This is a genomic window from Clostridium felsineum DSM 794, from assembly GCF_002006355.2.
Taxonomy (GTDB): domain Bacteria; phylum Bacillota; class Clostridia; order Clostridiales; family Clostridiaceae; genus Clostridium_S; species Clostridium_S felsineum.
The window spans coordinates 4,540,469-4,562,234 of record NZ_CP096980.1; the positions used below are offsets into that span (position 1 = coordinate 4,540,469).

At 29.2% G+C, this 21,766-nt stretch carries 16 protein-coding genes; 8 read left to right on the forward strand and 8 right to left on the reverse strand.

Annotated features, from left to right (window positions below; translation table 11 throughout):
• Positions 1-94: 94 nt before the first annotated feature.
• From CLFE_RS21050 to CLFE_RS21060, 3 genes are all read left to right on the forward strand, one after another.
• The gene (locus tag CLFE_RS21050; RefSeq protein WP_077893655.1) at positions 95-1,804 is read left to right on the forward strand and encodes a glycosyltransferase 87 family protein; all 1,710 of its coding nucleotides are present in this window, start codon (positions 95-97) and stop codon (positions 1,802-1,804) included.
• 237 nt (positions 1,805-2,041) lie between these two features.
• Entirely contained in the window at positions 2,042-5,596 is a 3,555-nt protein-coding gene (locus CLFE_RS21055; protein WP_077893656.1) for a bifunctional metallophosphatase/5'-nucleotidase, read from the forward strand.
• A gap of 536 nt (positions 5,597-6,132) precedes the next feature.
• Positions 6,133-7,200 carry a glycoside hydrolase family 26 protein gene (locus CLFE_RS21060; RefSeq protein ID WP_077833508.1) on the forward strand — a complete coding sequence of 356 codons (1,068 nt, stop codon included), beginning with the start codon at positions 6,133-6,135 and terminating at the stop codon, positions 7,198-7,200.
• A gap of 102 nt (positions 7,201-7,302) precedes the next feature.
• Here CLFE_RS21060 and CLFE_RS21065 read toward each other — a convergent pair whose 3' ends face one another.
• From CLFE_RS21065 to lgt, 6 genes are all read right to left on the reverse strand, one after another.
• Positions 7,303-7,875 (reverse strand): ECF transporter S component, encoded by a 573-nt coding sequence (locus CLFE_RS21065; RefSeq protein WP_077893657.1) that lies wholly within the window; start codon positions 7,873-7,875, stop codon positions 7,303-7,305.
• A 142-nt stretch (positions 7,876-8,017) separates the two neighbouring features.
• Positions 8,018-9,289 carry a hybrid sensor histidine kinase/response regulator gene (locus CLFE_RS21070; RefSeq protein ID WP_077833510.1) on the reverse strand — a complete coding sequence of 424 codons (1,272 nt, stop codon included), beginning with the start codon at positions 9,287-9,289 and terminating at the stop codon, positions 8,018-8,020.
• 1 nt (position 9,290) lies between these two features.
• A complete protein-coding gene (locus CLFE_RS21075; RefSeq protein WP_077833511.1) occupies positions 9,291-10,331 on the reverse strand; it encodes a response regulator in 1,041 nt (346 codons plus the stop codon).
• Positions 10,318-11,508, reverse strand: coding sequence for a response regulator (locus CLFE_RS21080; RefSeq protein ID WP_077893658.1), 1,191 nt, complete (start codon positions 11,506-11,508; stop codon positions 10,318-10,320). Before CLFE_RS21080 ends, CLFE_RS21075 begins: the two co-directional genes overlap by 14 nt.
• Positions 11,501-12,796, reverse strand: coding sequence for an ATP-binding protein (locus CLFE_RS21085; RefSeq protein ID WP_077893659.1), 1,296 nt, complete (start codon positions 12,794-12,796; stop codon positions 11,501-11,503). The genes CLFE_RS21080 and CLFE_RS21085 overlap by 8 nt, the downstream gene beginning before the upstream one ends.
• A 295-nt stretch (positions 12,797-13,091) precedes the next feature.
• Positions 13,092-13,856 (reverse strand): prolipoprotein diacylglyceryl transferase, encoded by a 765-nt coding sequence (lgt, locus tag CLFE_RS21090; protein ID WP_077833514.1) that lies wholly within the window; start codon positions 13,854-13,856, stop codon positions 13,092-13,094.
• Positions 13,857-14,002: 146 nt separating this feature from the next.
• On the opposite strand from lgt, the gene CLFE_RS21095 reads away from it, so the two are divergent.
• Entirely contained in the window at positions 14,003-15,829 is a 1,827-nt protein-coding gene (locus CLFE_RS21095; RefSeq protein ID WP_077833515.1) for a penicillin-binding transpeptidase domain-containing protein, read from the forward strand.
• Between the two features lie 85 nt (positions 15,830-15,914).
• On the opposite strand, the gene CLFE_RS21100 is transcribed toward CLFE_RS21095, so the two are convergent.
• Together CLFE_RS21100 and CLFE_RS21105 are read right to left on the reverse strand one after the other, a co-directional pair.
• Entirely contained in the window at positions 15,915-16,640 is a 726-nt protein-coding gene (locus CLFE_RS21100; RefSeq protein ID WP_242951633.1) for a YgjP family zinc-dependent metalloprotease, read from the reverse strand.
• 410 nt (positions 16,641-17,050) lie between these two features.
• Entirely contained in the window at positions 17,051-17,464 is a 414-nt protein-coding gene (locus CLFE_RS21105) for a peroxiredoxin (protein WP_242951635.1), read from the reverse strand.
• Positions 17,465-17,610: 146 nt separating this feature from the next.
• Here CLFE_RS21105 and CLFE_RS21110 point away from each other — a divergent pair, with 146 nt between their 5' ends.
• The 4 genes from CLFE_RS21110 (at position 17,611) to CLFE_RS21125 (ending at position 21,744) form a co-directional block, all read left to right on the forward strand.
• Complete coding sequence (locus CLFE_RS21110; RefSeq protein ID WP_077893661.1) at positions 17,611-18,930, forward strand: replication-associated recombination protein A; 1,320 nt, start codon at positions 17,611-17,613, stop codon at positions 18,928-18,930.
• 83 nt (positions 18,931-19,013) lie between these two features.
• Positions 19,014-19,628, forward strand: a complete 615-nt coding sequence (locus CLFE_RS21115; protein ID WP_077893662.1) for a manganese efflux pump — start codon at positions 19,014-19,016, stop codon at positions 19,626-19,628.
• A 636-nt stretch (positions 19,629-20,264) separates the two neighbouring features.
• Positions 20,265-21,575, forward strand: a complete 1,311-nt coding sequence (locus tag CLFE_RS21120) for a helix-turn-helix domain-containing protein (protein ID WP_077893663.1) — start codon at positions 20,265-20,267, stop codon at positions 21,573-21,575.
• 16 nt (positions 21,576-21,591) lie between these two features.
• The gene (locus CLFE_RS21125) at positions 21,592-21,744 is read left to right on the forward strand and encodes a hypothetical protein (protein ID WP_169850949.1); all 153 of its coding nucleotides are present in this window, start codon (positions 21,592-21,594) and stop codon (positions 21,742-21,744) included.
• The last annotated feature ends 22 nt before the right edge of the window (positions 21,745-21,766 follow it).

The following is a 21,766-nucleotide window of genomic DNA, read 5'->3' on the forward strand; positions in this document are numbered from 1 at the left end:
ACTAACATATTAATTTATACAACTTTTATTTTTTTAAACCTCTATATGTATAAATTCAATTTTAGTTTCTCTTAACATTTAAGGAGGGATTTTATTGGAGGCTTTAAAGAAAAATAAAACTAAATTTATTTTATCATTTATTATAGCTATATTGGTAATTATATGTGTTTACTCTTTATGTACTTATAAAAGCAATGACAAAAACACTGGTTTTCCTAAAATTGGAGCTGGTTTTAAAAATCATATGACTAATTCAGCAAATTCAAAAAATACACCTTCTTCCAATAGCAAAAAAGTAACTACTAATAATATAAAGAAAGATTCAAGGACAAATTCTCAAAATCATTCTAGAGCTGATATAGGTGGTCCTCCAGACTCTCAAGATAGTTCTGGTTCTAAATCTACTATGCAAGGTCCTCCTGGATCTCAAGGCAGCCCTAATTTTAAAAATAATATAAAACGCTCACATGGAGGGCCTCCAGGGATGATGGGCGGTTTTTCTAACTCAGATAACAAATATTCACCTTATGTAATAGCTTACGCTTTAGCTTTCTTTGTTTTATCAATTTTAGGCTATCTAGCTATAGTTAAAAAGAAAATTAAAATAAGCACTGAAAATGGCGGTTTTATTCTTGCTAGTTTTCTAATAATAGGTTTTTTATTTAGAATTATTGTTGGACTTTTAATAACAGGTTACTCTTCTGACATCGGACTATACAAACAATGGGCTTCTTCTGCTGCTAAAAATTTTGCTTCTGTGTATAAAAGCACCGGTTCTATAGATTATCCACCTGTATATATTTATGTGCTATTTATTATTGGGAAAATAGCTTCTACTTCTTTAGGCAGCTACTATACACTACTTATTAAACTTCCATCTATAATTGCAGATATCGCTTCAGCGTACTTTGTATACAAACTTTCTAAAAAGTATTTCTCTTTTGAAAAAAGTTTTGTACTTACCCTATTTTTCCTATTTAACCCTGCTATACTTATAAACTCAGCTTTATGGGGTCAGGCAGATTCCTTCTTTACTTTACTTATTATATTTGCAGTTTATTTTATGTCAGAAAATAAAATAATTCCATCATCTATTTTCTTTGCACTCTCTGTACTAATGAAGCCTCAAGGAATAATATTCTTGCCTTTAGTTTTATTCTGGTACATACGCAATAGAGATTTAAAGGCTATACTAAAATCAATAGCTTCAGGAATAATAACTGCTATAATTGTAATTTTACCCTTCTCTATAGTAAACGGAAATATAACTTGGATTTTTAAGCTTTATACTAGAGAAGTTTCTGAATACCCTTATGCATCAAACAATGCGTATAACCTTTATAATTTAATTGGCGCTAATAATGTAAAAGATTCAAATACAATGTTTATATTTAGCTACCACACCTGGGGAATGATTTTTATAGTTTTAATAACAGTTTTCTCAGGAATACTTTTCTTAAAGAGTAAAAGTAAACGTGTCGCAGCTTTAGCCGCTTTAATTCAAGTAGTTGGTGTTTTTAACTTATCTGTTGGAATGCATGAAAGATATATGTTTGCAGCCGTTTTAATATCAATTTTAGCCTATATATACTTTAAAAATAATAAAATTTTAATAATTTCACTTTTGCTAAGCTTTATAAATTATGCTAATATGCATTCTGTTTTATTCAATCAAATGAGCATGAGAAATAATTCTTCTACCCCTATATGGACAGTATTTATATCCATGTTAAATATAATAACCTTTGCTTACTTAATAAAAGTTTCCTTTGATTTATGTATCAAAAAAAACACTACAACTTAAGATTTTAGTCCATAAAATTTAAAGAGCCTATATAGATTATATTTTAGTCTATATAGGCTCTTTTCTAATATATTACCTTCATTTATATGCAACAACTTACAATTTAATGGAATTAATAACTTTTTTATATTTTATTCAATATTTTTTCTTATATTAATAAAATTTAACATAAATTTAATTAACTTTATTAATTTTGTGGTAAAATTAATATAAAACTACCAAATGGAGGGATATAATTTGTCTAAACAAAAAAAACTTAACCTACTAACCTCAAGACTAGTCTTAATATTTTTTGTCATTTTCACTTTACTAGGAAACCTACCAATAAAATCCTTTGCAGCTTCTAATGACAAAACTTTTGATCTAGTTGAAATCAATGATTTCCATGGTGCCCTTGAAGACACCAGCAATCCAGCAAATCCTGTTGCTTCAGTTCTTGGAAACAGAGTAAAAAGCATTGAAGCTTCCAATCCGGACACTATTGTCTTCGGTGGTGGAGATCTTTATCAAGGTTCTGCCATGTCAAACATTCTAAAAGGTGTACCTGTTCAGAAAGTTATGAACAATATAGGAATGAATTTCACAACTCTAGGAAACCATGAATTCGATTGGGGACTAGATACCCTAAACAAAGTAACTATGAGTGGTGCTAACTATAACATAATTTGCTCAAATTTATACCAGAAAAACTCTGATGGTTCAAAGGGTGATAGGGTTTTTGATCCGTATAAAATAGTAACAAAAGATGGCGTAAGAATAGCCTTCATTGGTGGAATAACAAATGAAACACCTAATATTGTTACACCTGCTTATGTATCTGATAAGATTTTTACAGATTTAGCAACTGAAATTAATGGTGTGGCTAAAGATATCAAAGATAATAATAAGGCAGATGTAATAATAGCTGTAGTACATGAAGGTGAAGCTAACTTAGACAATGTAGTAAACAAGCTTTCAAATGTAGATGCTGTTTTTGGAGGCCATACTCACACAATTGAACAAAAAATAGTTAACGGCATACCTGTTATAAATGCAAATCACAACGGTATGGGATTTGCAGATTTAAAAATGACTATATCTGACGGAAATAAAATAAGCTTTTCAAATACAACCTCAAGTTATGTAGCTTTAAATAATGCATCTGGCTATATGGCTTCAAATCCAACTACAGATCCTGAAATTACACAAATAGTAAATGATGCTAAATCACAAGTTGGTCCAACTCTTAATAAAGTCTTAGGTACTATACCATCTGATATAACTAGAAAACAAGATATTAGTCCATATGGTGAATCCGCCCTAGGTAACTGGGTAAGTGATGTTATAAAAAATTATGGAAACGCTGACATAGGTATATCTAATAATGGAGGCTTAAGAACAGACTTAAGCAGTGGAGATGTTACCTATGGTCAAATATACGCTTTAATGCCTTTTGATAATGATATAGATACAGTTACTGTGAATAAAGCTCAATTAAAAGATATTTTAGAACAAGCTGTTGGACAATTTAGTGATCCAAGCAGCAGCGTAGCTCTTGGTGGAAAAGGACTTCAAGTTTCGGGAATAAAATTCACCTATGATCCTTCAAAAACTTACGGAAATAAAATAGTTTCTATAACTAGAGAAAATGGAAGTCAAATTTCTGATTCAGAGATTCTTAAACTTGCAGGTCCTGATTTTGTACTTACAGGTGGCGATGGATTCTTAAGATTTAATAAAGATGATATAAAATCAAGCTTAATGGACACTCATACGCTTGTTCGTGATGCTTTAATAGATGATGTTACAAAGAATAAGACTGTTAAATATACAATGGATAATAGACTTAGCACTGGTTCAGAAGTACCATCAACTATTTCTGTTTTAGAAACTGCTGACGTTCACGGACACATACTTGATTATGATTATGCCACTGGAACTGTACCTAAAAGTTCTGTTGGTTTAGCAAAAGTATCAACTTATGTTAATAACGTGCGTGCTTCAAACCCTAATGTGATGCTTGTAGATTCTGGTGATACTATTCAAGGAACTCCTCTTTCTTACTATTATGATAAAATAGACACAACTTCTGAATACCCTCTTATGAAAGCTATGGGTGCAATGAAGTATGACACTTGGACTCTTGGAAATCACGAATTCAATTATGGATTGCCAACACTAAATAGAGTTATAAGTGATGCAAAAAAAGAAAACATAAAAGTATTATCTGCAAATACTTATAAGGATGATAACTCAAATTTTGTTGATCCTTATTATATAAAAGACTTTAACATAAACGGAAAAACAGTAAAAGTTGGAATCTTAGGTCTTACTACTAAATGCATACCTAATTGGGAAGACCCTTCTCACTATGCAGGACTTCATTTTAACGATTTAGTTGATGAGGCAAAGCTTTGGGTTCCAAAAATGAAAGCTCAAGGAGCAAATATAATCCTTGTAGCAGCTCATACTGGAGAAGAGAGTGCTTCTGATACTATTCCAGAAAATGAAGCTAAAGCTATCGCTGCAAATGTTTCAGGAGTTGATGCTGTACTTGCTGCACATGTTCATAACACTGTTAATGATACAAGTGTAAAAAACCCTGATGGTAAAATTGTACCTATTGTTGAGCCAAATAAATGGGGCTCATATGTATCACAGGTAGATATAACTTTAGACGCTAATGGAAATGCTGCAAGCATAAATACTAAAAATGTACAAATGGATGATTCAATATCCGAAGATCCTAACATAGTTAATCTAGCACAACCCTATCAGGCTGCAACTTTAAATTATATATCAACAAAGCTTGGAACTTCTACTGGTGAATTTACAGGTAGTAATCAAACAACTGCGCCTACTGCTATAATGGAATTGATAAACAAAGTTCAACAGGATGCAGCTAAAACTCAACTTTCAATATCTGCTCCTTTAAGTTCATCTGCTTATATTCCAAAAGGTGATGTAACTATAAAAGACATTATGTCAGTTTATGTGTACGAAAACTATTTATACGGTGTAAAAATGACAGGCAAACAAATAAAAGATTGGCTTGAATATTCAGTACGCTATTACAAACAAGTTTCAAATCCAAGTGATCAAATTACAAAAGATGCATCTTTAAACGTTCCAGATTATAATCTTGATCAGTTATATGGTGCAACCTATGATGTAGACTTGACTGAGCCTGCTTGTACTACTGATCCTACTACTGGAAGAGTTGCTTCTGGAAATAGAATTAAAAATCTTAAAATAAATGGTACTCCTATTAAAGATTCTGATGTTTATACTGTTGCAATAAATGATTATCGTTACAATGGTGGTGGAGGTTTTATGAAAGCTGCTGGCATAAGTAATACCGACCCAAGTCTTGTAACCTATAGTTCAGCTAAAGCTCTTGGAGATGACGGTCAAGTTAGAAGTTTAATGCAAAGTTACATTAAAAACAATCAAACTATATCTCCTACTAACTCAAATAATTGGAAACTATCAACTTCACCTGTTACAGAATCAAACAATGATAATCCTGTAGGACCTTTACCTGTGAATCCTGTACCCGTAAATCCTTTGACCAATGGATCTACAAGTCAAAACACAGCACAACCAGGATCAACATCAAATTCAGCTACTACTAATACTGATGGACAATTATCAAATAACACACCTGCTAAAATTAATAATGATGCTGTACTTCCAAAAACAGGTTCTATGATAGATAGTACTGTTCTTATTATAATAGGTTTGCTTCTTCTAGTTTTAGGATTAGTTATACTGCTTAGAGATAAATTCAAAAGAAATCAAAAATCTATTTAAAATTCTTAGCTGCTTTAAAATTTTAAAGCAGCTATTTTAAAGTATATTTGACGACATAATTCTTTATATTTTTTATATTTATTTTATAATTAATTTATGCTTATTTTATTTTATTTAAAATTTGAAGAAATATATTGTAAATTCTTAAGAAATGTATTAAAATTTATATTAAGATAATAATTTCGTCAAAAAAAGTGTTTAGTTTATATTAATTTTTTAAATATTAATATAATCGATATCATTTTTAATAGGAATGAGTATTATATAAAATTTTTAATCAAATACAAATTTCTATTAAAAAAATAAGGAAATACTATTGTAAACGTTTAAATAAAATGTTATTATATACTTACAGTTACATATTGACTACTAATGATCTTTTTATTTATAAATATACCACAACGCTATAAAATTAACGTTCTGGTATATGTGCAAATAAAATGAATATGACGTCTATATTTATAATAATAAATTTGATTACATAAATTTTCTCACAGCACAAACTATTTATTATTTAAATCGGGAGGGTGACTAACATGACAGTAAAGAATTTCAAGAAATTATTTTTATCTATTTTTGCAGTACTATACATAATATCTGCAGCAAATCCAACTAAGGTTTCCGCATTTTCTTCAACATGCAAGACTGGTGTTTTTCTTGGATGGGATAGAAATATTGACACATCAATAGCCTATACTAATGGCTATGCCAATCGATTGGACATAGTATCCTATGATCTTTGCAATTGGAATGGTAATAACGATTCATCTTCCATAAGTTGGGACAGCGCCTCAACTATAAGAGATCTCGAGAAACCAAATCCATCATTATTAAAGCAATATACTGGACCTTATCCACATTTAATAAAAACTGCTATTATATCAGCTCACATGCCTTGTCCTACAGGCGGAACTAGTAATGGTTATATATCTGATCAGGATTTCGCTACCCTATCTAGTGCGAAAATTCAAAATATTAATTCATCTAGTCCTGCTTTTCTTCAAAAGTACAAAGCAATTGTATCTAAAATAGCTGATGGCCTTGAATATTACGGACATACAGGAACTATTTATTTTCGTCCATTCCATGAAGTTAACGGAAACTGGTTTTGGTGGGGTGACAAAGATGTAAACCAATACAAACAACTCTGGATAAACTTACACGACTATTTAGTTAGTACTGATTCGGGATGTAGAGGACTTACTTGGTTAAAATTTTGCTATGCACCTAACAGTGGAAAGAATGCAGCGTTATATTATCCTGGAGACGACTATGTAGATACCGTAGGAATGGATGCCTATAGTGATACTCCTGCTACAGACTCATATGTAAAAAGAGCTTATGCTGAACTTACAGGTGGAACTTATAATGGTATAACTTATCCTGGAATAAATAAACCTTTCGGCTTTCCAGAACTTGGTCCAAATGTTGGTGGACAATATATAGATAATAGAAATCACTCTATACAAAAATTTGACTACCAAAGATGGGCTGATGCTATTAAATTAAATTACCCTAAGGCAAGCTACTTTGTAATTTGGAATGGTGACTATGAACCAAGAAAAAACATTAATGGACCTTCCATGTTTAATATGAGCTACTAATTTCCTTTAAATTTTCTCATTACTTTTAATATTCAAAAAATTGTAAATATATCTAAACAGAAGGATAAGTATGAAAATTTATCCTTCTTTATATATAAATAATTATTTTTTTCTAATCTTTTTAATGGCTAAAACTACAGGTACAGTTATTAGTACTGAAACTATAGCTTCACAAGTACCACTAGTTGCTGCAACTCCATAAATAGTAGCAGCGGTAGCTTTGACACTTATATGTTTTGCAGTTGCATATCTAGCTGCATATAAAACATAAATCATTGTAAGAACACCTAAAGTATTAGTTAAAGTTCCAACCACAGCGCTAACAGCTATTTTTATAGATTGATTTTTAACCTTAACTAATCTATAAGAATAATATGCAGTTACCCCTATTAAAACTCTAGGTAAAACTGAAACCAAAGGATTCATATAGGCAAAAGATAGTAAACTAGGCGACATTATATTTTGAACTATACTAAATAATCCAAATATAAGTCCTATTACAGCTCCCACTATCGGTCCTTCAAGAATAGCTCCTATAATTACAGGAACATGCATGATAGTTGCTTTGGTTATAGGAAGTGGAATAAACCCATAACCTGTTAGTCCTAAAACAATAGAAATAGCTGACAGTAATCCTATTACAGTTAACTGCCTTGTTTTTAGTTTATTATTCATTTTTTCCTCCGTTCTTATTCCTCTATGGATATAAGTCGATTTTTTTCTTTAAAATTTCAACTTAAATACAGTTTCAATGGAATACTGTTTTTCCGGAGATATTATAACATAATTTTTTTTTATTTAAAACTAAAATTACAAACTAATTTGGAATTTTAATAGAAAACTTGCATCCACCTACTGGTAAGTTTTCAACATGAATTTCTCCTTTATACTTATTAACTATTATATCGTAGCATGCACTTAAACCAAGACCTAAACCCTTTCCAATTTCCTTCGTTGTAAAAAAAGGTTCAAACACCTTATCCTTCATATTCTCATCTATCCCTGGTCCATTATCAGATATACTAAAATAAGACCATTTTTCATCTTTACAGCTTTCAACTAATATTTTTACCTTTTCGTCTGACTTATTAAAAAAATCTATAGCATTCATAATTATATTAAATATGACCTGTTCAATATCAAATCTATTGCACTTTATATAACTTTCCTCTTCTATTTCATAATCAATAGTAGCAATATCTTTAAATTTATTATATTCAAGCTCTGAATCTATTAGTATAATTGTTTCCTCAACAATTTCTTTGAGATAATTTAATTGAAAACTATCATACATTTTTTTATTAGTAAATCGTATTAGATTTTTTATTATGTAGCTAATTTTATTTAATCCTTCATTACTTTCCTTAATCAAAGTATCAAAGTCTTTAAATATGAATTCTATTTTATTTTTATTTTCATAAAGTTCTTCTAGATATTTTGTATCTTTAATATTATTATAATTATTTTGTATTATAGCATTTATCCGTTCATAATTTTCTTTTAAAATAGAGAAATACTTATTTATAGAATACAAATTTGAAATACTGTAGCCAAGTGGTGTATTTATTTCATGAGCTATACCCGCAGAGAATCTTCCAATAGTAGATAACTTTTCTCTATTAATAAGTTCAATCTGAGTTATCTGTAATTTTGCATTAGATTCTTTTAATTCCACATTGATATTTTTAATATTATCATAGGACTCTATCAATTCACACTGGTATTCTCTCAATTTTATTGCTGATTTAAGTCTTGATATGAATTCAATAGGTTCAATTGGCTTATTAATGTAATCATTTGCTCCCAAGTCAAAGCTTTCCTTGAGGTACTTTTTATCTGTTAAAGAGGTAAACATTATAATAACTATATTTTTATGCTTATCTCTAACCATTTTAAGTACATCTATTCCAGATAGATTAGGCATTACTATATCTAATAAAATAATATCGATTTTCTCTGATTCTATCTTTTTAAGACCTTCCTCTGGCGAATTTACTAATATTAAATTACATTCTATTTTATATTCTGCTACTATATTTTGAACAGCTAATAAATTAAGTTTAGCATCATCTATAACTAGAATATTCATATCAACACTCCTGTTCATGTATTTCAATACTAGTATTAAATTTCACTAGAAATCTTTCATTATCAACAGCTAGCTTTCCACCAAAGAAATTACAAATATCGTTTAAGACATTAAAAACAAGCTTAAATTGTGAACCAGTAAATATTCCCTTAGCATCCTCTTTATTAATCAATAGAAAATTCACTGCAAACTTATTAACTACTGTTAAGTTAACAATAATATTTTCCCATGTTGTGTTCCTAGCAAATACCTTAAGAATACTTTCTATGATAACCAGCAAAACTTTTTTATTTCCAAAAAACTTAACTTTTTCAATTTCCCCATCAAAGACCGTTCTTATTTTTCCCTCTCCTATTTGAATAAGATCTTCTTTTAGCACATCTACCTTGAATTCTTCCTTAACACTTGGAAGTGTATCTAAATATTTAAAATAAACTTCATCAATGCCACTTAAAAATGAATCAAAAGCCTCTGTATTTATTACTTTACTCTTATAATATTCTAAAAGTTTATATTTTAAGTTAAATATTCTCTTTGATACTTCCTTAATTGCTTCTACATCTAGCTTAGCATTTTGGGTAATTTTATTGTTAGCATCTAATATTTTGGTATATGCCTTATTTTTCTGTTCTAACCTAGTTTTGAATATTTCATTTTGCTTTATCAAATCATAATATTCTAAACCTTGGTATATAGCTGGTAAAAACTCCTCTTCATTATTCCAAGGTTTAGTTATATATTTAAATACGCCTACTCTATTCACTGTTGCAATTACTTGCGATATTTGGGCATATCCTGAAAGCACAATTCTAATAGTATCAGGCGATATCTCCTTTACTTTTTCCAATAATTCTAACCCATTCATTTTAGGCATTTTCATATCTGTAACTATAACTGCTATCTCTTTTTCACTAAATTCTATTAACGCTTCTTCTCCGCTTATAGCCGTTAAAGTATTAAATTTCTCACTTATAGTTATTCTATTTATAGAGTTGAGGATATTAATCTCATCATCCACAAAAAGCACATTATATTTCGCCATAATTGTTCTCCTTTCTTATTACTTCATTTATTACATCTTTGCACTGCTGCTTTGATATATTTAAATAATTAAAAACCTCATCATCTAACTTTGCACTTACCGTGTCACCTATTAAACTCCAAGAATAATAATCTGCTATATGTGATATTGCTACAAGTTCTCTATTTACAACATTAGAATTCATAGGTCTATGATGATACAAGGCTGTTTCAACTATAGGGTATGGCAAATTCCACCACTGGAGCATATATCCACCCACTTCATCATGGCTTACATTAAAGTATTTCTTTTCCACACTGCATATATCATTATTCTCATCTTCATAAATCAATCTATATACCTCATCATATTCCTCACTATAATTTTTCAAAAGAATAACTTTTCCTATATCATGTAGCAGTCCTGCGGTATAGTAGTATTCCGGAATCTTTTTATTAATTATGGCTTTATATAGTATAATTATTAATTTATTTGTAAGGTTTGCATGCTGCCAAAGCTTTTCTTTTTTAACGAATCTATTTTCGAAATCAAAAACCTCAGATGTTAAAATTATAGTTTTCAAATTAATTAAGCCCAAATTAAGTACTGCGCTTTTAACCGAAGAAACCTTTAATCCATAAAAGGCAGAATTCACTATTTTTAATATTTGCCCACTTAGAACCATATCTTTTTCTACATATTTTATAATAACATCGATGTCATAATTATCCTCTTCTATTAATCTACTTATTTTTTCATAAATGAAATTTATAGTCGGCAACTTTTCAATATTTCTTATACTCATTAATACTTTTTCGTTTTTTAACAATTCTTCTGTCTTAAATACACCATCTATCATTTTTTTAAATTCATCATTTTTCCATGGCTTACTTAGATATAATTTTGCAAGATTATTATATATGGATTTAAAAACTACTTTCTCATCTGTATACCCACTTAATATTATTCTTATTGTTAATGGATATTTCACTTTTATGACTTTTAATAATTCATATCCTCCCATACCAGGCATTATCATATCAATTACTATCATATCTACTGAAATTTTAGATAATAATTCTAAGGCTTCTTCTCCACTTTCTGCAAAAAAGAGGTCATATTCTGAATCAAATAATTCACGCCTTATAGCTTTTAGTATTGCTCTCTCATCATCTACGAACAGAATTTTTTTATTCATAACTTTCCTTTCTTTTATCCTGATGGATAGGAATTTTTATGGTGAAAGTTGTACCTACTCCAATATCACTTTCTACCTTTATCTGTCCATTATGCTTATTTTTTATAATCTCATATGTTATACTAAGTCCAAGTCCGGTACCCTTTCCAACTCCCTTTGTCGTAAAAAGTGGCTTGAATATTTTTTCAAAATTCTCCTTTGGTATTCCTACTCCAGTATCTTCTATTGAGCAGCATACAAATTCATTTTCATTATATGTTTTTATTGTTATGGTTCCCATTTCTTTTATATTATTTTTTTCACGCTTTTCCTTAATTGCATGAGATGCATTTATAATTAAATTTAAAAGTGATTGGTTTATCTCACTTGATTTTGCTTGAATTTTAGGTATGTTCTGTAGATTCTTTTCAATATTACAATCATATTTTAATTCATTTCTAGCAATTATAAGAGTATTATTAATGGATTCGTTTAAATCGATAAAATCAAACTCCTCATTTAAATCAACATGTGAAAAGCTTCTAACTGCTCCAATTATTTTTCTAACCCTTTCTATACCATTTTCGGTATCCTTAAAAAGTTCATCCATATCATTAAGTATAAAATCCAAACCATACTTTTTTTCTAAATCAATAACAGTATTAAGTGAATCCTTAAAGTAATCCATATTATTTGGATAGTTAGAACCGCATTTTTCATATAAATCAATAACAGTTTTTATTTTCTCAATATATTTTTTTAAAGTTTGAAAATTACTTATTATAAAACCCAGAGGATTATTTATCTCATGTATAATCCCAGCCAACAATTCTCCTACGCTAACCATTTTATCTATTTTCATTATGTTATCTTTAATTTTTTGAAATTCGGCCTTTGTATCCTGCAGTTCTTTTTCTTTAGCTGCCAATTTACTTACTAAATTGCTCTTTTCCTTTATCTCCCTACACACAATTATAAAAACTTCGGATTTTTTCTTGTCATCTTTTATATTATAGAAATTCACATCTAAATAATTGTCTCCACTATCTATAGCAAAAACTTTAGATTTTCCATTTTCTTCCCTACTTATATTATCAGTATTAATATGTTCCATAATATCTTCTTGAAATAAATTTCCTATGTTTTTATTGATTAAATCTTCTCTTGAACACTTCCACATGTTTTCAGTAGATTTGTTAAAATCAATAATCCTACCTGATTTATCCAAAATTATTATAGCAGTATTTATATCCAATTCCCGCATTATAATATCATATAGTTTACAATTTATTATAGTATTATCATCCATATAAATTTCCGATTTCTAAACGCTCAAACCCATCCAAAAATCAGGACTATTCACCAACCTTTCTCTTTTAATGCCTTACCCATATATGCTCATTAGTCTTTGGCAACTATACCATAGCTAGTAATATTTCCATACCTTACTCTTGGTTAATTATTTTTATGTAATATTGGACAATATAAAATCCTATTTTGCTTGTTTTTATTATTTGCTTTTTCATTTGTTCTTATGAGTTAAATTTAAAATCAAAAAAAAATTAGAGAAGCAATTCTACCTTGCTCCTCTAATTTTTATAATACTAAGCTTTTTTACTTTTTAAATACGAACCCAAAATATACACAATAGAAATAACTACTCCTAAAATACTAACCAGTTGTGCCACTCTTATAGGTCCGAGCATCAAACTATCTGTTCTCATTCCCTCAATAAAAAATCTTCCAAGAGAATACAAGCCAATATATGCAAAGAACACTACTCCCTTACTCTTGCACTTTCTAATTATAATCATTAAGCTTAAGAATATGACTAAATCCCATGTAGATTCATATAAAAAAGTGGGATTATAATAAACTCCATCTATTGTCATACCTTTTTGAATAAATTGAGGAAACTTCTGTATAAAAGTATAACTAACAGGTCCTCCATGTGCTTCGCCATTAAAAAAGTTTCCCCACCTGCCCATAGCTTGAGCTAAAATTATAGATGGCGCTCCGATATCCATTACCTTAAGAAAACTAAGCTTCTTATATCTTGACACTAAATAAGCCGCTATCACTCCAAATATCAGACCTCCATGAATTGCGAGTCCTCCATTTCTTATGTTTATCATATCCATAATGTTACCATTATAACTTTTAAATTGAAAAATAACATAATACAGTCTTGCACCTATTATGCCTATTGGAAGAGAAATCAAAACAATATCCAATACAGAATCATAGTCAACTTCTCGTAATTTACTGTTTAAATATGCCATAAGGAGTCCTAAAATCACTCCTGTGGCTATAAAAATTCCATACCATCTTATTTCAAGTCCAAATAATGTAAATGCCACTGGATTCAAAGTATCACTTCCTTTTTTTTCATAAATAGAATAATACTATTTTAACACAAAGCCCTATTATTTTTAAGCAATTTATTTTAAAAATTAAATATGATATAATTTAAAGTATATTTTAATCGTTTCATAAAACGAAGGGAGCGCCTCAAGTGAAAAAAAAACGTACTAAACCAAAGCTAATTTTAGGCAAAAAACTTTTTGTAGTTTTTGTTATTTTTTTTGTAGTATTTTCTGCTCTTATTTTTAGACTTTTTTCTATAATGTTTTTAAATTCTAGTTTCTATAACAAAAAAGTAACACAGCAAAGAGTAAATCAAATCACCATTTATCCCAAACGTGGAAATATACTTGATAGAAACGGCAATGTACTTGCAACGAGTATAAGCGACTACAGGATAGATGTTGACATGAATACTCTTCGTGAATCTCTAAAAACTAACAAAATGACCTTACAAACCTTATCTTCTAAATTGTCTAAAATTTTAGGTATATCTTCTGACAGAATATATTCTGCTCTTTCTGCAAAATCTTCATCAGGAGTACCTCTAAGATTTGTCACTTTAGCTAGGCAAATTAGTAAAGAACAGGTGGATAAAATAAAAGATTTAAATTTGGTAGGTTTTGTTTCCTCAGATGATTCTATTCGTAAGTATCCAAACAACAACTTTCTTTCAAGTGTTCTCGGATATACGAAATCAGACGGCAGTGGTGCTTCTGGTGTTGAATTATCTTATGATAAAATTCTTGCTGGAACACCAGGTTATAAAATCGTTGAGACTGATGTTACAAGAAAACAACTTCCTTATGGAACTTATAAATATAAAGCTCCAAAGGATGGAAAGAATGTAGTATTAACTATAGATAAAAATATTCAATTAATTGCAGAACAAGCTGCTCAGAAGGCATTGAACGATAATAAAGCAAAAGCTGTAGATATAACTGTAATGGATCCAAAAACCGGTGAAATCCTAGCAATGGTTAATAAACCTGATTATAACCCTAATACACCTTACGCAAAGCAAGCTGGAATAGATAACTCTACCGGAAGTCTTTTTCAAGCTAACGCTGTTCAGCAAACCTTTGAACCCGGTTCTATTTTTAAAGTATTTACTGCTTATACGGGACTTGCCACAGGAACTGTAAAAGATCCAAATGCTACAGACTTTAACTGTAATGGAAGTTTAAATGTAAATGGTACTATAATTCACTGTTGGCAATTATCTGGACATGGTCCTGAAAATTTCATTGATATTTTAAAACATTCTTGTAATGTTGGTTTTATGCAATTAGGTCAAAGAATCGGTAAGGATAATCTTTTAAAATACATAAGTTTATTTGGATTTGGTCAAAAAACAGGTATTGATTTACCTGGAGAAGCTACAGGAATTGTTAGAGACAGTGATAAAGTAAACTTAGTTGATTTATCAAATATATCCTTTGGACAAGGTATATCTGTTACTTCTGTTCAGTACATGGCAGCCTTTAATGCTGTAGCAAATGGCGGCACTTGGATTAGACCTCATGTAATGAAGGATATAACTGAAAACAAGAACGGTTCAACTGTTAATGTAAGCAGTTATTCAAATTACGGAAAAAGAAATATTTTAGATCCAAATATAACTACCATGTTAAGAGGCTATCTTGAAAGAGTAGTTAGTGACCCTGATGGTGTTGGTAAAAACGCTGAGATTCCAGGATATCATATTGCAGGTAAAACAGGTACAGCTCAAAAAGCTGATCCAAAGACCGGAGGTTATTCTGCTGGAAAATACATGTCATCCTTTGCAGGAATGGCTCCTTCCTATGATCCTCAAGTCACTTTACTTGTTTCTGTAGATGAACCTAGTAACGGCAGCTATTATGCTTCTGATACCGCAGCTCCAGTTGTGAAAGAAATATATCAACAGATTTTTGATTACCTTTCACTAAATGGAAAATTAAATTTATCAGGAGACCCAGCAAATCAACCAAAATAACAAAAAGGATTTCTAGTTTAAAACTTAAACTAGAAATCCTTTTTACATTGCCTTTACTAATATATATACTATTGAATCATATATATTAAATATTAATGTACCTGTCCAATTCTTCCTTTTTGAGCTTCCAATCAGGTAGAAAATTAGTTACATAGTTATAAAATTCTTTCCTATGATTTCTGAATTTCACATGACAAAGTTCATGAATTATGACATATTCAATGCAATCCTTAGGAACCTTTACAAGTTGTGTATTTAACACCACTTTATTATCAGAAGGACTATAGCTTCCCCACTTTGATTTCATCTTTCTGATGCTAAGTTGTGGCTTCTCATTATATATTGTTTCAAATATTTTATACTTTTCATTATATAAATATGCTAATTCAATTGCTGCTATTTTCTTATACCATTTTTCAATATAATTCTTTTTATACTCATAATTATCCTTTTCTTTTATATACATATATACATTCTCGCCAAAAATTCTCACTTTGTTTTTCATACCCTTTTTTACTATAAGTCTATAAGGAGTCCCAAAAATATAAATTATGTCACCATCTGAATATTTAATTTCATCATTTATATCAATAATATTCTCTATCCGCTTCATCTGTTTTAGTATCCATTTCATTTTTCTATGCACAACATTCTTTATCTCCTCTTCGGATACATTAAACGGGGCAACTACATCTATCATAAAGTCTCTGTTAACAGAAATCTTTATGCTTTTTCTTTCCTTACGAACCAGTGAAAACTCAACCTTTTGATTCATATATTCAATATTCATGGCACTTCTTTCCCTTTTCATTTTAATTTTATACCTATAAACGAACTTACAAGATTATCATAAATCCCCCCTATACAATACATATTCTCATAAATTTTACTTTAACTTTACCATGACCACCCTATTGATTTTATATATAATTGGTTTATTTTATCTGTATGGAAAAACGCAAAATAAATGTTATAAAATCATTTTACGTTTCCCTAACTTTTATTATATCACATATTTTATTTTTTTACATATTTCATAAATAATTATTAATAATCTCATATAAATTAAACGCATAAATTGACTTTTTCAATATATCAATTTAGCTAATAAGCTCGTACTAACCTTATAATATATTTATATTCTATAATAACTTTAGTAATATTTTTAGTTTACAAATAAACATAAAAAGAGCTTCTGGAGCCCTTTTTATTAATCCAAAATCATAAAAATTTCATTATATCTTCAATATGTCCATTAACTCTTACTTTTCTAAAGATCTTTTTCACATTGCCCTTTTCATCTACTAAAAAGGTACTTCTTTCGATTCCCAGATACTTTCTTCCATACATATTCTTTTCTTTTATAACATCATACAATTTACATACACCTTCATCTTCATCTGAAAGTAGTACAAAAGGCAAACTAAATTTATCAATAAAACTGTTATGTGCTTTAACGCTATCTTTACTCACTCCAAGAATAACCCCATTTGAATTACCTATTTCATATATATTATTCCTAAAATCACAAGCTTCTTTAGTACATCCTTTAGTATTATCCTTTGGGTAAAAATACAAGATTACTTTTTTACCTAAGTAATCACTTAATTTATGCTCCTTTTCATCTGAACCCATAAGCACAAAATCTGGTGCCTTATCTCCTTCTTTTATCTCCAAAAAATCACCTCCCACATTATCTTTTATAAATTACAAATTTGTATACATCTATTTTTTAGTGATATAATTAAACATATGTTCGCACTTTGAAAGGAGATATTTATATGAACTATACACAAGGTTCATTATTTGAAAACTTTGAAAGCGTCCCTTTGGCAGGACGTATGCGCCCTGAAACATTAGACGATTATATTGGTCAGGAGCATATTTTATGTAAGGGAAAACCTCTTAGAAATATGCTTCTAAATGATAATATTACTTCCTTAATTTTATGGGGTCCTCCTGGCGTTGGCAAAACTACTCTCGCCATGATAATAGCTAAAATAACTAAATGCAGCTTTGTTGAATTTAGTGCAGCAACCTCTGGTATAAAAGAAATCAAAGAAATTATGGCTAAAGCAGCCAAAAATAAAATATTTGGAACTCGTACTTTGCTTTTTGTAGATGAAATTCACAGATTTAATAAATCTCAGCAGGATGCATTTCTTCCTCATGTTGAAAATGGAGATATTGTATTAATAGGAGCAACTACTGAAAATCCTTCTTTTGAGATTAATTCTGCTTTGCTTTCACGCTGTAGAGTTTTTGTTTTAAAACCACTTTCCACTGAAGCAATAATTAAACTTTTAAAAAATGCCATAAAAAGTCCACACGGCTTTAAGAATAAAAATATAAAAATTTCAGATGAACTCTTAAACTTAATAGCTGTTTATTCAAATGGAGATGCACGAACTTCTCTTAATATACTTGAAATGGCTGTTTTAAGCAGTAAATCTGAAAATAACATTACAACTATAACAAAAGAAATCTTGGAAGGGTGCATGCAAAATAAAACTCTTATTTATGATAAAAATGGTGAAGAGCATTATAATTTAATTTCAGCTCTACATAAATCAATGAGGAACAGCGACGTAGATGCTGCTATATACTGGCTTGCTAGAATGCTTGAAGGTGGCGAAAATCCTCTTTACATAGCTAGAAGACTTATACGTTTCTCTTCTGAAGATATAGGTATTGCTGACACAAATGCATTAAACGTTACTGTAAATGTCTATAATGCCTGTCATTATATAGGAATGCCAGAATGCAGTGTGCACCTTACAGAAGCTGTAGTATATCTTTCTTTGGCACCAAAATCAAACTCCTTATATACCGCTTATGAAAAGGCAAAGAAGGATGCTAAAGAAAATTTAGCCGAAGGTGTACCTCTTCATCTTAGAAATGCACCTACAAAATTAATGTCTGAGCTTGGTTATTCTAAGGGTTATAAGTATGCTCATGACTTTGAAGATAAAATAGTAGATATGCAGTGTTTACCTGATAATTTAAAAAATCAAAAATACTATTTTCCAACAGACGAAGGTAGAGAGAAAATTTTTAAAGAGAGGCTCGATTACTTAACAAAGAAAAAACACAATTCTTAACTGTAATATTATAAAAGTCGTACAACAAAAGTATTTTTAAGAATATATTAATATTGTAACTACTTAAAAGGGATATAGATTATATGATATTAGTATTTTCGGCACTACTCTTCAGCATATCTTCAAACTTAGATAATGTAGTAGTAGGTATGGCTTACGGTCTTAAAAAAATAAAGATAGGATTACTCCCTAATCTATTAATAGCCATTATAACCTCAATAGGAACTTTTCTATCCATGAGTATTGGAAAATATATATCTGTGTTTTTATCTAAGGATGTAGCCAATATTTTAGGTTCTGTAATTATAATAATTTTAGGAATATATTTTGTAATTGCAAGTATACCTAATCTTAAAAAAAATAATTTATCAAAGAGCTTAGCAGTTAAAGATGTTAAAGATATGGCTAAATATGCTGAGGAGTCTGATTTAGATAATTCTGGTGATATAAATATAAAAGAAGCTATTTTGATAGCTGTTGGCCTAACCTTTAACAATTTAGGCACAGGAGTAGCTGCAAGTATAACAGGCGTTAATATTGAGTTTACAGTTGTTTTCACCTTTGCGCTGAGTATTTTAACTATTTTGTTTGGAGAATATATAGGTAATCATGTACTTGGGCGATTCTTTGGAAAATACACTCCTCTTGTTTCGGGAATACTTTTTATATTGCTAGGTATTATCGAAATTCTAAATTAATACTATATTAAGAGAGCAGATAAATTAATTTGCTCTCTTAATATTTTGCTACCATAATTTAGATTGCAAATTCTATTGGAAAATACTTGAATTTATATGATATTCATTAAAAACAGCCCCAAATTATTGAAAATTGGTCTTAATTCACCATTTATTTAACTATTATTTTAAAAAATATTTGATATAATTAGAATATAGTAAAATTATCTATTTATTTAGAACTTACCTAGCAAAGCAAAATATTCTTTGCTTAAATTATATATATCTTAGAATACGAATAAAAAATAATTAATTTATTATGGTACAATATTTTTTACATTACTTAAAGCATATAAATACGTTTACATCATATATATATTAGTGTAGTTAATACTATTATTTTATAAAAACATTTTCTATTATGTATGTATATTACAAAGTTTTGATTACCTACATAAAAACTTTGTAATTGCAAAAACTTAATTTGTAAAATCAAGTCTGATAAAGTAATCCATTGCAGCTTAATTATAAACTATCTTTTCGGACACTTTTACCTAATTTTACGTATTATTACTTAATTTACATCAAATATCATTTCTGATATTATTGTAATGTAAGGATATTATTAGTACTAATAAACTTATAAGGAGACTTGGTATGGGAAACTGTGAAATTTTATCTTCCGGAGATAAAATAAAATTAATACGAAAAAAATACGGCCTTAGACAAGATGATATCGTGGGCGAAGAAGTTACCCGCAATCTTATAAGCCAAATAGAACACAATAAGGCAAAGCTTACCCGAAGCACCGCGGAGATTATAATAAAAAATTTAAACGAAATTGCTAAAAAAAATGATTTTTCAATAGATGTAACCGCTGATTATCTTCTAGAAGATGAAGAGTCTCAAGCAAATTCCATACTAGAAGATTATGTTGACAACTTGAAAAATTTGCTAGTGTATAAAGAAGATACTTTTTTTGCTGAATTAAAAAAAGCAGAGGAATTTTTAATACATTGGGACATAAGAGAAAAGAAAATTGAAATTTATGAGCTTGCTGGAGATTATTTTTACATACAGAATGATTTAGAGAAAAGCGTTTTGTATTACGAAAAAGCCTTTGACTTATTGGATAAAACCTCCTACAGCAAGGCTTTATTAAGTATCTTAAGAAAATTATCTTTGATGTATTTAAACTCCTTGAAATATGATAGATGCATTGAGTGTTGTAATTTTGCATTAAATCACTTTAAAGATATGCCCGAAGATTATGTCAAAATATTCATGTACAATAGTGCGCTATGCTATTATTACATGAAGTATTATGAAAAGGCCTTAGAAATTATTGATAAATTAGAACCTCTTGTTAAAAATAATACTTCCAAACTTATAGATGTCTTAAATAATAAGGCTTGTTGTTTTGATTCTTTGAATAAACTTGATAAGGCTGCAAACGTATATTTAAATGTATTAGAACTTTTAGAAAATATCGACTCAGACTCTTCTAAACATTTATTAATTTTATCCAATGCTATAGATATTTATATTAAATTAAATGAAAGAAGTAACGTTGTTAAGTATTTTAATATGCTTTTGAATAAACTTCCAAACGTAGATCAAAATAGCCTTTACTTAAGTAGTGCCTATTTCTACTTATACAAGGCATTTAAATACTTTAATAATTTAAATGAAGCAGAAGAGTCTCTTATAAAATCATTGGAATTTTCAAAGAAAAATAAGCAATATCCTTTTCAAGAAAGAGCAATTTCTAATTTAGCAGATTTGTATATATCATCAAATAACTTTGAAAGATTAGAAGATATAAATGATGAAGCAATCTTTCTTTCTAATATAAACAAAAAACCATGTACCTCAATATTTTATAAGTTATTAAAGTTTTTTAATAAAAACAATAAACCTAACAACATAGATAATATATTAAATTTTTTAATAAAATTCAAGCAATAAATGGGGGAGTGTCAATATGTTTCCAAAAAGAAGCAATAAATTCATATTAGTTTTTGTTCTTTGTACATTAGTTCTTGTATCTGCCTTTACTCTTAACACATGCGGAACACATAAGCTATTAAGCTTAGATCCTTCTTTAGGATGGAATATATCCAAATTTATATTTTAATACCAAAAACCGCCCTTAAAGG

Coding starts and splice junctions, on each gene's coding strand:
- CLFE_RS21120 (WP_077893663.1), top strand. CDS start 20,265: ATGGGAAACTGTGAAATTTTATCTTCCGGAGATAAAATAAAATTAATA.
- CLFE_RS21115 (WP_077893662.1), top strand. CDS start 19,014: ATGATATTAGTATTTTCGGCACTACTCTTCAGCATATCTTCAAACTTA.
- CLFE_RS21075 (WP_077833511.1), bottom strand. CDS start 10,331: ATGGCGAAATATAATGTGCTTTTTGTGGATGATGAGATTAATATCCTC.
- CLFE_RS21100 (WP_242951633.1), bottom strand. CDS start 16,640: ATGAAAAGGGAAAGAAGTGCCATGAATATTGAATATATGAATCAAAAG.
- CLFE_RS21110 (WP_077893661.1), top strand. CDS start 17,611: ATGAACTATACACAAGGTTCATTATTTGAAAACTTTGAAAGCGTCCCT.
- CLFE_RS21070 (WP_077833510.1), bottom strand. CDS start 9,289: ATGAATATTCTAGTTATAGATGATGCTAAACTTAATTTATTAGCTGTT.
- CLFE_RS21060 (WP_077833508.1), top strand. CDS start 6,133: ATGACAGTAAAGAATTTCAAGAAATTATTTTTATCTATTTTTGCAGTA.
- CLFE_RS21105 (WP_242951635.1), bottom strand. CDS start 17,464: ATGGGTTCAGATGAAAAGGAGCATAAATTAAGTGATTACTTAGGTAAA.
- CLFE_RS21065 (WP_077893657.1), bottom strand. CDS start 7,875: ATGAATAATAAACTAAAAACAAGGCAGTTAACTGTAATAGGATTACTG.
- CLFE_RS21125 (WP_169850949.1), top strand. CDS start 21,592: ATGTTTCCAAAAAGAAGCAATAAATTCATATTAGTTTTTGTTCTTTGT.
- CLFE_RS21080 (WP_077893658.1), bottom strand. CDS start 11,508: ATGAATAAAAAAATTCTGTTCGTAGATGATGAGAGAGCAATACTAAAA.
- CLFE_RS21085 (WP_077893659.1), bottom strand. CDS start 12,796: ATGGATGATAATACTATAATAAATTGTAAACTATATGATATTATAATG.